This is a genomic window from Dissulfurirhabdus thermomarina (assembly GCF_012979235.1).
In the GTDB taxonomy this organism is placed as follows: Bacteria; Desulfobacterota; Dissulfuribacteria; order Dissulfuribacterales; family Dissulfurirhabdaceae; genus Dissulfurirhabdus; species Dissulfurirhabdus thermomarina.
The window spans coordinates 1-13161 of the sequence record NZ_JAATWC010000009.1; the positions used below are offsets into that span (position 1 = coordinate 1).

The 13161-nt window shown below is 71.0% G+C and carries 14 protein-coding genes and 1 tRNA gene; 3 read left to right on the forward strand and 12 right to left on the reverse strand.

Annotated elements, in window-relative coordinates:
* Positions 1-415: 415 nt before the first annotated feature.
* From HCU62_RS09560 to pyrR, 9 genes are all read right to left on the reverse strand, one after another.
* Positions 416-491: transfer RNA gene (locus HCU62_RS09560), tRNA-Glu, on the reverse strand.
* 77 nt (positions 492-568) lie between these two features.
* Positions 569-1048, reverse strand: coding sequence for a dTDP-4-dehydrorhamnose 3,5-epimerase family protein (locus HCU62_RS09565; RefSeq protein ID WP_163299398.1), 480 nt, complete (start codon positions 1046-1048; stop codon positions 569-571).
* Between the two features lie 52 nt (positions 1049-1100).
* The gene (locus HCU62_RS09570; protein WP_163299399.1) at positions 1101-2168 is read right to left on the reverse strand and encodes a glucose-1-phosphate thymidylyltransferase; all 1068 of its coding nucleotides are present in this window, start codon (positions 2166-2168) and stop codon (positions 1101-1103) included.
* 37 nt (positions 2169-2205) lie between these two features.
* The gene (gene tsaE / locus HCU62_RS09575) at positions 2206-2715 is read right to left on the reverse strand and encodes a tRNA (adenosine(37)-N6)-threonylcarbamoyltransferase complex ATPase subunit type 1 TsaE (RefSeq protein ID WP_163299400.1); all 510 of its coding nucleotides are present in this window, start codon (positions 2713-2715) and stop codon (positions 2206-2208) included.
* Positions 2712-3467, reverse strand: a complete 756-nt coding sequence (locus HCU62_RS09580; RefSeq protein WP_163299401.1) for an ABC transporter permease — start codon at positions 3465-3467, stop codon at positions 2712-2714. Before HCU62_RS09580 ends, tsaE begins: the two co-directional genes overlap by 4 nt.
* Positions 3464-4417 carry an ABC transporter ATP-binding protein gene (locus HCU62_RS09585; RefSeq protein WP_309474834.1) on the reverse strand — a complete coding sequence of 318 codons (954 nt, stop codon included), beginning with the start codon at positions 4415-4417 and terminating at the stop codon, positions 3464-3466. Before HCU62_RS09585 ends, HCU62_RS09580 begins: the two co-directional genes overlap by 4 nt.
* Positions 4414-5436, reverse strand: a complete 1023-nt coding sequence (gene pdxA / locus HCU62_RS09590) for a 4-hydroxythreonine-4-phosphate dehydrogenase PdxA (RefSeq protein ID WP_309474835.1) — start codon at positions 5434-5436, stop codon at positions 4414-4416. The genes HCU62_RS09585 and pdxA overlap by 4 nt, the downstream gene beginning before the upstream one ends.
* Positions 5433-6266 carry a biotin--[acetyl-CoA-carboxylase] ligase gene (locus HCU62_RS09595; protein WP_169755592.1) on the reverse strand — a complete coding sequence of 278 codons (834 nt, stop codon included), beginning with the start codon at positions 6264-6266 and terminating at the stop codon, positions 5433-5435. Before HCU62_RS09595 ends, pdxA begins: the two co-directional genes overlap by 4 nt.
* Positions 6226-6771: a bifunctional pyr operon transcriptional regulator/uracil phosphoribosyltransferase PyrR gene (gene pyrR / locus HCU62_RS09600; RefSeq protein ID WP_309474796.1), complete on the reverse strand. Its 546-nt coding sequence runs from the start codon at positions 6769-6771 to the stop codon at positions 6226-6228. Before pyrR ends, HCU62_RS09595 begins: the two co-directional genes overlap by 41 nt.
* A gap of 115 nt (positions 6772-6886) precedes the next feature.
* On the opposite strand from pyrR, the gene fusA reads away from it, so the two are divergent.
* The 3 genes from fusA (at position 6887) to HCU62_RS09615 (ending at position 11205) form a co-directional block, all read left to right on the forward strand.
* Complete coding sequence (gene fusA, locus HCU62_RS09605; protein ID WP_163298634.1) at positions 6887-8923, forward strand: elongation factor G; 2037 nt, start codon at positions 6887-6889, stop codon at positions 8921-8923.
* A 21-nt stretch (positions 8924-8944) separates the two neighbouring features.
* Complete coding sequence (locus HCU62_RS09610; protein WP_163298635.1) at positions 8945-10669, forward strand: YcaO-like family protein; 1725 nt, start codon at positions 8945-8947, stop codon at positions 10667-10669.
* Between the two features lie 215 nt (positions 10670-10884).
* Positions 10885-11205 carry a TusE/DsrC/DsvC family sulfur relay protein gene (locus tag HCU62_RS09615; protein ID WP_163298636.1) on the forward strand — a complete coding sequence of 107 codons (321 nt, stop codon included), beginning with the start codon at positions 10885-10887 and terminating at the stop codon, positions 11203-11205.
* Between the two features lie 84 nt (positions 11206-11289).
* Here the strand turns inward: HCU62_RS09615 and HCU62_RS09620 are convergent, their stop codons facing one another.
* The 3 genes from HCU62_RS09620 to HCU62_RS09630 form a co-directional block, all read right to left on the reverse strand.
* Positions 11290-12099, reverse strand: coding sequence for an ATP-grasp domain-containing protein (locus HCU62_RS09620; protein ID WP_246325438.1), 810 nt, complete (start codon positions 12097-12099; stop codon positions 11290-11292).
* A 160-nt stretch (positions 12100-12259) separates the two neighbouring features.
* Positions 12260-12556 carry a hypothetical protein gene (locus tag HCU62_RS09625; protein WP_246325439.1) on the reverse strand — a complete coding sequence of 99 codons (297 nt, stop codon included), beginning with the start codon at positions 12554-12556 and terminating at the stop codon, positions 12260-12262.
* Positions 12557-12603: 47 nt separating this feature from the next.
* Entirely contained in the window at positions 12604-13152 is a 549-nt protein-coding gene (locus HCU62_RS09630; RefSeq protein ID WP_246325440.1) for a YbhB/YbcL family Raf kinase inhibitor-like protein, read from the reverse strand.
* Positions 13153-13161 lie beyond the last annotated feature (9 nt).

A 13161-nucleotide genomic window follows, 5' to 3' on the forward strand; every position in this document is an offset into this window, starting at 1 on the left:
GCACCGGCGCCCCCGGGGTCACCACGGCGCCGTCCTGGGAGTCGTGCATGGTGTGGCAGTCGGCGCAGGGTCCCTGGACCGCGGCCCACGTGGCCGATGGGAAAAGGGGTGCAACGATGGCAAAAGACAAGTTGGCGAATACAATAAAAACAAAATGCCTCATATCAAAGATTATGGCGCGAAATTGGCAAAAAAGCAATAATTTTGGTTAGTTTCGGCTTCGCGGATATTCAAGGACGGGCCCGATGCAAGTCGTCCCCGCCCGTTGGCGGATATCGGCTGGGCCGGGGGGCGGCACGGAAGTGGAGCGGCGTGGCCGGGGAAGGCGAGGGGAGGAGGAACCTCGCCGCCGCGAGCGGCCGGTCGAGGAAAGGGAAGGGCCGGGCACCAGGGGGCCCGGCCCGGATCTTCGAGGTGGCGGTCCCAAGGGGACTCGAACCCCTGTTTCCGGCGTGAGAGGCCGGCGTCCTAGACCGCTAGACGATGGGACCGTCCGTTACGGCGTGGGCAAGATATAAGCCGGGGCCGGTGCTGTCAAGGCCGGGCGGCGGCCCGGAAAGGCCCCTTCCTAGAGCGGGAAGGGGGAGTCCGGGTCATCCTCGTAGCGGATCTCGTCCACGGGCTCCCGCCGGCCCTCGCCCGCGTAGAGCCGGTTGGGACAGTTGAAGACGAGGCCCGGCCCCTCCCCCACGTTCCGGTAGCCGTGGACCACCCCCGGCGGCACGATCACCACCGTAGGGGCCTCCTCCCCGGCCAGGATCTCCATCCGGGCTCCGCGGGAGGGGCTCCCTTCCCGGGCGTCCCAGAGCCGGACCCGGAAGGTGCCGGGGCCGACGAAGCCGAAGAGGTCGGTCTGGTCCCGGTGGGCGTGGGGGCCCCGGGCCACGCCGGGATGTGTGAGAGAGACGTAGGCCATCGCCGGCAGGTGCTCGGGGGCGATCTCATCGCGCCGGAAGACCTCGCACAGCCAGCCCCTCGGGTCCTCGTGCCGGGCCAGGCGGCGGACGATGACCCCGGAGATGTCGCCGTCGCAGAAGGTGTCCTTCATGTGAGGCTCCTTGGTCTTTCGCCGTCCGGCCCGCGAAGCCGGCCGGCACCGCTTAGATCTCCACCAGGCAGTGGTCGCCCACGGCGAGCCGAAGGGCCTGGCGGCGGCCGTCGCTCCGGCGGACCGTGGCATGCCGCCCCACCAGGCTGTCCTCCAGCCGGGGGATGCCTTCCACGGCCGCCCCCTCGAGGAGCACCGAGTGCTCCACCACGGAGTCCACCACCCGGCTGCCGGGGCCGATGCTGCTGAAGGGGCCGATGAAGGCGTCCGTGATCCGGGCCGATTCCCCCACCACGGCGGGGCCTCGGATGGTGCTGTTGCGGATCTCGGCCCCGGCGGCCACGGTGACGCGTCCCTCGATGCGGCTGGCCGCGTCCACGTCGCCGAGGATCCGGCGCTCGGCGTAGTCGTCGAGGACCGTGGAGTTGGCGGCGAGGATGTCGTCCTTCTTCCCGGTGTCCAGCCACCAGCCCTCCAGGACCTCGCCCTGCACCTTTCCCCCGGCCTCGATGAGCGCCTGGATGGCGTCGGTGATCTCGAGCTCGTTGCGCCAGGAGGGGCGGATGCGGTCGATGGCCTCGTGGATCCGGGGCGAGAAGAGGTAGACGCCCACCAGGGCCAGGTTGGACGGGGGGTCCTTGGGCTTTTCCACCAGGCGCCGGATCCGTCCTGTCTCGTCCAGGACGGCCACTCCGAAGGCCCGGGGGTCCGCCACCTCCTTCAGGAAGATCAGGGCGTCGGCGCCCTCGGACCGGAACCGGGCCAGGGCCTCGGAAAGCCCGGTGCCGAGGAGGTTGTCGCCGAGGTACATCACGAAGGGGGCGTCCTGCAGGAAGGGGCGGGCGGTCTTGACCGCGTGGGCGAGCCCCAGGGGCTCCGCCTGCGGGATGAAGGTGATGGAAAGGCCCCATCGGGCGCCGTCCGCGAGGTAGGAGCGGACCTCCGCCTCGGTCTCCGGCGCCACGATGACGCCCACGTCGGTCAGCCCCGCCTCGGCCAAGTGCCGCATGACGTAGCCGAGGATGGGCTGGTTGGCCACCGGCACGAGCTGCTTGGCCATGGTGTGGGTCAGCGGCCGGAGCCGGGTCCCCTTTCCGCCGCTCAAAACGAGTGCCTTCATGCCGCGTCTCCTCCAGGTCGTCGGTATCGGGCGGGCCTCAGGCCGGCGGTCCAGGGCCCGCTCCCCCGTTCTCTTCGGCATCCGGCCGCCGGGGGAAGAGTCCCTCGAGGCGCCGGTGCCACCCTTCGCCCCTCGGCGCCAGCTCCGCTTCGCGGGAGGCGGGGCCCGTCCATCGGAGCCGGATCTCCAGGGCCTCGTCCACCGCCTCCCGCGGGAGGTGCTCCGCCCACTCTACGACCACCACCGCCTGCCCGTCGAGGTGGTCGTCGAGGCCGATGTCGGCCGGGTCCACCCCGGGGCCCAGGCGGTAGAGGTCGGCGTGGACCAGGGGGAGGCGGCCCCGGTGTTCGTGGATCAGGGCGAAGGAGGGGCTCGTCACCTCGGCGGGGTCGATGCCCATCTCCGCCGCCAGGGCCTTGGTGAAAAAGGTCTTTCCGGCCCCGAGGTCCCCGGAAAGGAGCACCACGTCCCCCGGCCCGAGGAGGGCGGCGATCCGGGCGGCCAGCCGCAGGGTGGCCGCCTCGTCCGGGAGGCGGAGCCGGGTCACTGGATGAGCCTCCGGCGCAGGAGGCGAGTGGCGGCCCAGGCCGCGGCGGCCGCCATGGAGAGGGAGAAGGCCAGGTCCAGGGGCCAGCCCGGTTCGATGCGGCCGTAGCAGAACATGCGGGCCAGGGCCACCTCGTGGGTGAGGGGCATGGCCAGGATGACCCGTCGGGCCGCGGGGTGGAGCGCCGAGAGCGGGAAGAAGATCCCGGAGAACAGGAAGAGCGGGGTGATGAGGAGCGAGGTGAAGTAGTTGAAGAATTCGTAGTTGGCGGCCAGCGCCGTCATGATGAGGCCCAGGGCCGCGAAGAAGACGCCCTCCACGAAGAGCACGGGAAGGAGGGCGGCGGTCCAGGCCGAGGGCCAGACCCCGAAGAGGGGGAGCGCCGCCAGCATGATGGCGCCGGAGAGGAGGCCCTTGGTGGCCCCCCAGGCGATCTCGCCGAGTGCCAGCTCCTCCACCGTGACCGGGGTCATGAGGATGGCCTCGAAGGTCCGCTGGGTGGAAAGGCGTGTGTAGGAGCCGTAGGTGGCCTCGAAGGCCGCGCTGTACATGACCGCCGAGGCCACGAGCCCCGGGGCGATGAACTGGAGGTAGGTGAGGCCCTGGATCTCCGGGATGTCGCGCCCCAGCCCGTAGCCCATGGCCACCAGGAAGAGGAAGGGCTGGCCGAGGTTGCCGATGAGGCTGGCCCGGACGTGTTTCCGCCAGACCCGGGCGTTTCGGGCCCATACCTTGAGGAACCGGTGGCTCATGCGGTCTCCCGGAGGGTCCGGCCGGTGAGGTGGATGAAGAGGTCCTCGAGCCCGGCCGGGCGCCGCACCCAGTGCTTCATGGGGCGGATCCGGGCCTCGAGCTCGGGGCAGGCGGCGCGGGTGAAGACGAAGAGCCGGCCGGGCAGGCGCTCGGTGGTGACGTCGCAGGGGGCGATGGCCGCGAGCAGGCCGTCGAGTTCCGCCTCCGTCCCCGTCACCTCCACCACCTCTTGGCCCAGGAGGTCCCGCACCATCTGCCGGGGCTCGCCCCGGGCCACGATCCGCCCGTGGTCCATGATGAGGACCCGGCTGCTGAGCCGTTCCACCTCTTCCATGTAGTGGCTGGTGAGCAGCATGGGCGTCCCCCGGGCGCGCAGGGCGTCCAGGCGGTCCCAGATGAGGTGGCGGGCCTGGGGGTCGAGCCCGATGGTGGGCTCGTCCAGGATGACGAGGTCCGGGGCGTTGATGAGGGCGCGGGCGAGGAGGAGGCGGCGCCGCTGCCCGCCGGACAGATGCTGGATGATCTCGTCGCGGTAGCCGTCCAGGGCGAAGAAGTCCAGGAGCTCCTCCGCCCGCCCGCGGGCGGTCCGGGCCGGCACGTCGAAGTAGGCGGCGTAGGTGAGGAGGTTTTCGAGGACCGTGAGGTCCGGGTCGAGGTTGTCGGCCTGGGGCGTGACCCCGGTCCGGAGCTTGATGTGGCGCAGGCGGCTGGGCACGGGCATCCCGAAGACCCGGACCTCGCCGGCGGTCTTTCGCACGAGGCCCAGCAGGACGTGGATGGTGGTGGTCTTGCCGGCGCCGTTCGGGCCGAGGAGGCCCACGCACTCCCCGGCGTGGATCCGGAAGTCGATGCCCCGCACCGCCTGGCGCTCGCCGAAGTCCTTCCGGAGCCCCACCACCTCCACCACCGGTTCCGCGGCCCCCGCCATGCCCGCTTCTTCCGTCTTCACGGCCGCCCTCCGGCGCGGCGGCGGTGGCGAACCATGGTGCGCGCCGTGGCCACGGCGGCCAGCAGGCTCGACGGGTCGGCGGCGCCGGTGCCGGCGATGTCGTAGGCGGTTCCGTGGTCCACGGAGGTTCGGACCAGGGGGAGCCCCAGGGTGACGTTCACCCCGTCCCGGAAGTGGAGGAGCTTGAGCGGGATGAGGCCCTGGTCGTGGTACTGGGCCACCACCACGTCGAAGCGCCCCCGGCTGGCGAGGTAGAAGACCGTGTCGGGGGGGTGGGGGCCCGAGGCGTCGATACCCTCGGCCCGGGCCGCGGCCACCGCGGGCCCGATGATCCGTTCCTCCTCGTCGCCGAACATGCCCGCCTCCCCGGCGTGGGGATTGAGCCCGGCCACGGCCACCCTCGGCCGCTCGAGGCCGAAGTCGCACCGGAGGGCTTGGTCCGCCAGCCGGATGGTCTCGAGGACCCGGCCGGTGTCGAGCCGGCCGGGCACCTCGGCGAGGGCGCAGTGGATGGTGCAGAGCACCACCCGGAGGCGCCGCCCGGACAGCATCATGGCATACCGCCGGCAGCCCGTAAAGTCGGCGAGGATCTCTGTGTGGCCCGGGAACGGGATCCCCGCCAGGCGGAGGCCGAGCTTGCTGATGGGGGCGGTGACGATCCCGGAAAGCTCCCCCGCCCGGATTCGCCGGAGTCCTTCCAGGACGTAGGCGTGGGAGGCGGCCCCGGTGGCGGCGTTGGGGGTGCCGGTCCGGAAGTCGCCGGGGCCGAGCCGCGTCACCTCGACCACGGGGATCGCCCCGGCCGGGGGGGCGTCCCCCGGGCGCCAGGGATGGGGCCGGAAGGGAAGGCCGAGGGCCGCCGCGGTCCGCCGGAGGACCCCGGGGTCGCCGAGGACCACGGGGGCCCGCCGGCCGCGCCAGCCGGGCCGGCGGGCGAAGGCCTTGAGGACGACCTCGGGACCGACGCCCGCGGGGCAGCCCATGGTGAGGCCCAGCGGGGGCAACGCGCGCGGGGTCACGGCAGGGGCTCCAGGGGGTGGAGGGTGCCGCTGACGAGGTGGATCCGGTCCCCGGACCCGGTGACGAGCACCAGCGCTCCGGTCTCGTCGATGCCCGCCGCCCGGCCGCGAAGGGGCGCCGATCGGTCGGCGGAACGGTCCGGCGCTCCCCAGTCGGCGGCCTCCACGGCCCGACCGGCCAGGGCGTCCCGGCGGCGGATCTCGGCCCTGGCGGTGCCGGGGCCCTCGCGGTCCAGGCGGTGGAGCCAGGCGCCGAGGGCCCGGGAGAGGGGGCGGAACAGCCGCCCGGGCGGCACCGCCCGCCCGGTGGCCGAGGCGATGGAGGCCGCCCGGCCGCGGACCTCCGGGGGGAAGATCGCCTCCGGGGTGGTGCAGTTGATCCCGATGCCCACCACCCAGAGGTCCCGGTCCGCGGCCTCGCAGAGGATGCCGCCGATCTTCCGCCCCCGGCAGTAGAGGTCGTTGGGCCACTTGAGGCGGACGAGGGGCGGATCGGCCCCGGCCCGCCCGGCGGCGGTCTCCACGGCCTCGGCGGCGGCGAGCCCCGCCACCAGCGGCAGCCAAGCCGCCGGCTCCGGGCGGGGCACCAGCACCGAGAGGTAGAGCCCGTGGCCCGGCGGCGAGCACCAGGACCGCCCGCGCCGCCCCCGACCCCGGTCCTGGGCCCCGGCCGCGAAGGCGCAGCCCGCCCCGGCCCCGGCGGCCGCCGCCCGGCGGGCGAGCTCGTTGGTGGAGCCGGCGCGGGGGATCCAGGTCAGGCGCCGGACGGCCTCCGCCCGGCTCCCGGCCTCAGGCGCCTTCGGGCTGGAGGACCACGGCGTCGCGCCCATGGGTCTCCTGGAGGAAGACGTCGACGTGCTCGTCCACCTGCGTCTCCACGGCCGTTCCCACGTAGTCGGCCTGGATGGGAAGCTCTCGCCACCCCCGGTCCACGAGGACCGCGAGCTTGATGGTGCGGGGGCGGCCGAGGTCGGAGAGGGCGTCCAGGGCCGCCCGGATGGTGCGCCCGGTGTAGAGGACGTCGTCCACGAGGACGATGTCCTTGTCGTCGATGGAGAAGGGGATCTCCGTCTTCCGGATGATGGGGTGGTGACTCAGCCGGCTCCAGTCGTCCCGGTAGAGGGTGATGTCGAGGATGCCCGTGGGGACGGGCGTGCCGGTGAGGGCGGCGATCCGCTGGCGCAGGCGCTCGGCCAGGGGGACACCGCCGGTGCGGATCCCGATGAGGGCGAGGCCGTCGAGTTCCGCGTGGGTGTCGACGATCTCCCGGGCCATGCGGGTGAGGGCCGCCTCCACGCCGGCGGCGTCGATGATTTCCTTGGGGGATGGGGTCACGGGTATCCTCCTGGCCCGCGCGGCGGGCGGCAGGGCGTGTTGTGGCGGGTGATGCTTTTTGTTAAATAGATCGGTTACGTTTTGTCAACGACCGCCGCGGCGCCGAGGGGTCTCAATGGCACAGAGAACGCACATCCAAAAGATCCGCAACATCGGGATCATCGCCCACATCGATGCCGGAAAGACCACCCTCACCGAGCGCGTCCTCTTCTATACCGGCAAGACCCACAAGATCGGCGAGGTCCACGACGGCCAGGCCGTCATGGACTGGATGCCCGAGGAACAGGAGCGGGGCATCACCATCACCTCGGCGGTCACCACCTGCTACTGGCGGGAGCACGAGATCCACATCATCGACACCCCTGGGCACGTGGACTTCACCATGGAGGTGGAGCGATCCCTCCGGGTCCTCGACGGGGCGGTGGGCGTCTTCTGCGCCGTGGGAGGGGTCGAACCCCAGTCCGAGACGGTCTGGCACCAGGCCGACAAGTACCGGGTCCCCAAGATGGCCTTCGTGAACAAGATGGACCGGCTCGGGGCCGACTTCTGGAACGTGGTGGACCAGATGAAGGAGCGGCTCGGGGCCCATCCCCTGGTCCTCACCCTGCCCTACGGGGCCGAGGAGGACTTCCAGGGGGTCTTCGACGTGGTCCGGGGGACGTGGATCGCCTGGGACGAGGCCAGCCAGGGGATGCACTTCGAGGAGCGGCCCGTCCCGGAGGACCGGCGGGAGGAGGTGGCCCGGGCCCGGGAATCGCTTCTCGAGGCCCTCTCCGAGGTGGACGACGCCATTCTGGAACGGTACCTGGGGGAGGAGGAGATCCCGGAGGCCGACATCCATGCCGCCGTCCGCCGGGCCTGCATCGGGCTCAAGGGCGTCCCGGTCTTCTGCGGGTCGGCCCTCCGGAACAAGGGGGTGCAGCCGGTTCTGGACGGCGTGGTCCGGTATCTGCCGAGCCCGGTGGACATCCCGCCCGTCAAGGGGGAGGATCCGAAGACCGGGGCGGAGGTCGAACGTCCGCCCCGGGACAAGGCGCCTCTGGCGGCCCTGGCCTTCAAGGTGCAGATGGACCAGGGGCGCAAGCTCACCTACGTGCGGGTCTATTCCGGCATGCTGAAGGCCGGCGGCGAGTTCTTGAATCCCGGCAAGGGGATCCGGGAGCGGGCGGCCCGCCTCCTCCTCATGCACGCCAACAAACGGGAGCGGGTCCAGGAGGCCGGGGCCGGGTCCATCGTCGGGGTCATGGGCCTCAAGGAGACCACCACCGGCGACACCCTCTGCGACCCCGAGCATCCGGTGCTCCTCGAGCCCATCGATTTCTACAAGCCCGTCATCTCCGTGGCCATCGAGCCCAAGACCACCGGCGACCAGGACAAGGTGGACCTCGCCCTCTCCAAGCTGGCCGAGGAGGACCCCACCTTCCACGTGCGCCTCGACGAGGACACCGGCCAGACCATCGTCTCGGGCATGGGGGAGCTGCACCTCGAGGTGCTGATGCACCGGCTCGTCCGGGAGTTCAACGCCCCGGTGAACGTGGGGCGGCCCCAGGTGGTGTACCGGGAGACCATCCAGCGGGAGGCGCGTCTCGAGGGCTGCTTCGACAAGGAGATCGGCGGCACCCGTCAGCGGGCCGCGGTGACCGTTCGGGTGGCGCCCCGGGAGCGGGGGGCGGGCAACCGGGTGGAGAGCCGGCTGCCCGAGGGCGCGCTCCCGGAGGGCTACGAGCCCCTGGTGCTCGAGGTGCTCACCCAGGGCCTGGACGGTGGCGTCCTCCGGGGGTACCCCATGGTGGACGTGGAGGTCCGGCTCGAGGCCGCCCGTTTCGAGGAGGGGCTTTCCACCGAGATCGCCTTCCGGGCGGCGGCCTCCGTGGCGCTCCGGGAGGCCCTGGAGGCGGCGGGGCCGGTGCTCCTCGAACCGGTGATGCGGCTCGAGATCACGGTGCCGGAGAGCTTCATGGGCGAGGTCATCGGCGACATCAACGCCCGGCACGGCAAGGTGGAGGAGATCGGTCCCCGGGGCGCGGTCCAGGTGATCCGGGCCACGGCGCCGCTCTCCCGGCTCTTCGGCTACTCCACCGAGCTCCGGTCCCTCACGCAGGGCCGGGGTACCTTCACCATGGTCTTCAGCCACTACGAGCCCGTGGAATAGGCGGGGGCGGAAGGAGGCGACATGCTGCACGACAGCTACAAGGAAAGCGGCGCCGGCTACGACAAGGTCTGTACCCCGGAGGAGACCCTCCGGTGGGTCCGGGAGCGGTTCCGCCGGGCGGGCCTTCCCGTCCTCCGCGACGTGGAACGCATCGACAAGGGGCGGCTCGGGATCCCCGTCTACGTGAGCCTCTACGCCGCGGAGGCCACCCGGCTCACGGGCACCGCCAAGCAGATGGGAAAGGGCGCCACCCCGGCCCAGGCCGAGTGCAGCGCCGTCATGGAGCTCGTGGAGCGCTACAGCCTCTTCTCCTTCCTCCGGGAGGGCCGCCGCCCCCTGGCCCGCTGGAGCGAGGTGGACGGGCGGGCCGTCTCCAAGGAGGACCTCTTCCGCGCCCTCCATGATCCCCTGGAGGAACCGGGGGCGGTGGCGCGGGCCGAGGAGCTGCTCGATCTGCTCCCCCTCGAGTGGGTGACGGCCTACGATCCCCTGGCCCGGACCGCGGGACGGCTCCCCTGGTCCTGGTTCTGGCCCATCAACGAGTACAACGGGTCCGCCGCGGGGAATTCCCTCGCCGAGGCCGCCGTCCAGGCCCTCTCCGAGGTGGTGGAACGCCACGTCTGCTCCCTGGTGACCTTCGACCGGCGGACCACCCCCACCATCGACCCGGCCTCCGTGCGCGGGGAGACGGCCCGGGGGCTCCTCCGCTGCTTCGAGCGCGTGGGCGTCGAGGTGCACCTCAAGGACTTCTCCCTCGGCTACGGCATCCCCACCGTGGGGGCCATCGCCTGGGATCCCGCCACCTTTCCCCGCCGGAGCGAGATCGTCTACACCGCCGGAACCTCGCCGGACCCGGAGCGGGCACTCATCCGGGCGCTGACCGAGGTGGCGCAGTTGGCGGGGGATTTCGACACCGACGGGAAATACGTGGAGAGCGGGCTGCCGCTCTTCGCCACCCTGGACGAGGCCGGCTACGTCCTGGAGGCCCCCGCGGTGGTGGGGCTCGATGCCCTGCCGTCCTGCGCCTCGCGCAACTTCCGCGAGGAGGTGGAGCGGGCCGCCGCCGACCTCCTGGGCCACGGCCTCCCCGTCCGCGTGGTGGACGTCACCCACCCGGCCCTGGGGGTGCCCGTGACCTATGTGGTGGCGCCGGGCACCCACTTCCGGGACCGCACCCGGGGGGTCTCCGTGGCCTACCACGGCGCCCGGGTGGCGGCGGCGCTGCCGGATCCCCGCGCCGCCCTGGCCGTCCTGGACCGCATCGAGGCCCTCTATCCCGAAAGCTACGAGGCGGCCTTCTACCGGGGGCACGCCATGGAACGGGCGGGGGACTACTCCGCCGCGCTCCGCCAGTACGAGAAGGCCCTGGCCCTCGGCCCGGCCGAGTCCGACCGCGCCAGCGTCCATTGTCACCGGGGACTGTGCCACAAGGAGCTCGGGGACTATGCCCGGGCCGAGGCGGAGTTGGAGCTGGCCCGGGACCTGAACCCCGGTCTCAAGGAGGTCCACAACCTCCTCGGCTTCTGCCGCTACAAGCAGGGCCGGTACCTGGAGGCCGTGGAGGCCTTCGAGGCCGCCGTGGCCCTGGACCCGGCCTCGGCCATCGACTACGCCAACATCGGGACCAATCTCCGGATGCTCGGGTTGGCGGCGGCCGCCCGCCGGTGGTACGAGATGGCCCTCGAGATCGACCCCGACCTCGATCTGGCCCGCCAGGGATTGGCCAAGCTGGCCGAGGCGGCCTAGGCGGTGCTTTCTGAATGGGGGTTCATTCCGGCGCATGGAAGCCGGGGCGGCGTTCCGGGATATTTCCATGGAATTATGGGGAAAATTAGATAAATCCTTCGGGCCTTTTCGGTGGTCGCTCCGGGTTGACAAATCCCGGGGCGTATAGTATGAACGGGATCGGAATTTTTGCTGGACCAGAATTCGACCAGATATCACCACGTAAGGAGGGCCAGATGCCAACTGTCGAGTACAAGGGGAAGACGTTTGAGGTTGACGAGGACGGTTTCCTGACCAAGGGAATGGAAGAGTGGAGCGAGGAGTGGGTCGAGTACGTGAAGGAGCAGGAGGGTATCTCCGAGCTCAACGATGATCACTGGAAGATCATCAACGTGCTCCAGGACTACTTCAAGAAGAACGGGATCGCTCCCATGGTTCGGATCCTCTCCAAGACCACGGGGTACCCGCTCAAGAAGATCTACGAGCTCTTCCCCTCCGGACCGGGCAAGGGAGCCTGCAAGATGGCCGGGTTGCCGAAGCCGACGGGTTGCGTCTAACCCTCCTTCGCGCACCCGGGGCGCTCCGGCGCCCCCGGAATATTCGAAGACGAGACGGCCCTCGCCGAAAGGTGGAGGGCCGTTTTACGTCCGCGGTTCGGCCGGGGGCGCTTCGCCGGTGACCTCCCGGAGGAAGGCGGCGTTGAGCTCCTCGATCTTTTCCTGGTAGGCCCGGTGGTCGATCCGGGCGCCCTTGAGACCGCCCCGGAGGTTGATCTCCGACAGGTACGCGGTGCCGTCCGGTGCCACGAGGAGATCCACGTGGGCGTAGGGGAAGCGCCCTCGCGCCATGGCGTCGCGGCAGAGGGCCTCCTGCTCGGGCGTGAGACGGTGGTGTCCTGACCGCCCCCCGAAGAAGAGGTTGTTTCGAAAGGAGTTGGGGTTCTCTCGCCAGTAGGCCTCCACGTAGTCGCCCAGGATCACGACCCGGATGTCGCGGGCTCCTTCCAGGAAGGGCTGGACCACGAAGGGATAGGCGAGACTCCCGAAGCAGGCCTGGTTGTAGACCGCTTCGAGGCTTTCCCACCGGTGGATTCCGAGCCCGCAGTTGAAGCGGTTCTGCTTGGTCACCACCGCCCCGTGGCCCCTGGCGCCGTAGCGGTTCAGCTGGCGGACCAGGTCGTGCCGGTCCCGGGCCACGAAGGTGTCGGGGACCATCCACCGGCCGAGGACCATGGCCTGGAGGCACTTCGACCGGCTCAGATGCTGGGCGAGGGCGGGCGGGAAGAGCCGCACCCCCCGCTCGGAGAGGTCGAGGAAGAGGGATTCCTCGGTGGGCTTGAGGTTGAGGAGCCCCACCACCACGTCCCCGGCCCGGAGATCGGGGTAGAGCTCGCGGAAGGTGCGGTTGTCGCGGACGATGCGGATGCCGGTCTCCGGCGGGGCGTCGCTCAAGGGAGATGGCCTCGGAGGAAGTCCTCTGGGGGGATGGCTCGGCAAAGATCGCCAGGTGCGAAGGGCGAGGATGTCGAGAAATGATGGATACTTAAACCAGCCGCAATGACGAGGGCATCCGAGGCCACGCCGCAGCCCGCGCATTTTTGCGGCGCCATCGTCAAAAGAGCATCTCCACGAAGCGTCCGTGGTACTGGCTGAGGTCGGCGTTGCATTCGGCGCAGTAGAACCGGATGTCGCCGAGGATCTGCGAGTCGTCGCTCTGCGGCGTGAAGCTGCCGTCCTCGTTCTGGACGTAGCGGGTGGTCAGCATGACCTCCTCGGCCACCTCGAAGAAGTGGCGGTCGTTACCGCAGTGCGGGCAGACGATGCGGCGCCCCATCCGGACCAGGGCCGCCGCCGAGGGCGGCGCCGTCTTTTTCTTTCGGGATCGTGGCTTTCGTCCGGTGAACGTCATGGATCTCTCCCGGGGGTGTGTGCCGGGCCGCCACGCAGGCGGCCGGGTCAACGGCCAAGATACCCCGTCAGGCGGCTTTCCGCCAGGACGGCCCCCCGGATCGCCGCCTGGAAGTCCGCAAGCCGGCACCGGTCCGGCAGGTCGAGATGGCGGACCTTCAGGGCGTAGAGGGTGAAGACGTAGGGGTGGGGGCCGGTCCCCGGCGGCGGCTGCGGGCCGCCGTAGCCCGGCTGGCCGAAGGAATTGACCAGCTCCCGGGCCCCGGGCGGGAGGCCGCCCGGCGAGGCCCCCTCCGCCAGTGCCCGCGTCTCGGGGGGGATGTCCACCACCAGCCAATGCACCCAGTTGCGGGCCACCGGGTGCGGGTCCACCACGGCCAGGGCCAGGGACCGGGTGCCCTCGGGAGGGGCGGACCAGGCGAGCGGCGGGGAGAGGTTCCGGCCGCCGGCAGGGGCCCTGGCGAAGCGGATGGGCAGGGTGGCGCCGTCGGTGAAGGCAGGGGATGACAGCTCCATGGCTCGCCTCCCTTCCGCCGCGTGGACCAGGAGGACGGCACAAAGACCCAGCACGGCGGCGATGAACCGGGCATGTTCCATGAAAAGATT

Bases quoted from the DNA above. Each gene is read 5' to 3' on its own strand.
- HCU62_RS09565 (WP_163299398.1), bottom strand. From the start codon at position 1,048: ATGAAGGACACCTTCTGCGACGGCGACATCTCCGGGGTCATCGTCCGC.
- HCU62_RS09570 (WP_163299399.1), bottom strand. From the start codon at position 2,168: ATGAAGGCACTCGTTTTGAGCGGCGGAAAGGGGACCCGGCTCCGGCCG.
- HCU62_RS09580 (WP_163299401.1), bottom strand. From the start codon at position 3,467: ATGAGCCACCGGTTCCTCAAGGTATGGGCCCGAAACGCCCGGGTCTGG.
- HCU62_RS09595 (WP_169755592.1), bottom strand. From the start codon at position 6,266: ATGGGCGCGACGCCGTGGTCCTCCAGCCCGAAGGCGCCTGAGGCCGGG.
- fusA (WP_163298634.1), top strand. From the start codon at position 6,887: ATGGCACAGAGAACGCACATCCAAAAGATCCGCAACATCGGGATCATC.
- HCU62_RS09610 (WP_163298635.1), top strand. From the start codon at position 8,945: ATGCTGCACGACAGCTACAAGGAAAGCGGCGCCGGCTACGACAAGGTC.
- HCU62_RS09615 (WP_163298636.1), top strand. From the start codon at position 10,885: ATGCCAACTGTCGAGTACAAGGGGAAGACGTTTGAGGTTGACGAGGAC.
- HCU62_RS09625 (WP_246325439.1), bottom strand. From the start codon at position 12,556: ATGACGTTCACCGGACGAAAGCCACGATCCCGAAAGAAAAAGACGGCG.
- HCU62_RS09630 (WP_246325440.1), bottom strand. From the start codon at position 13,152: ATGGAACATGCCCGGTTCATCGCCGCCGTGCTGGGTCTTTGTGCCGTC.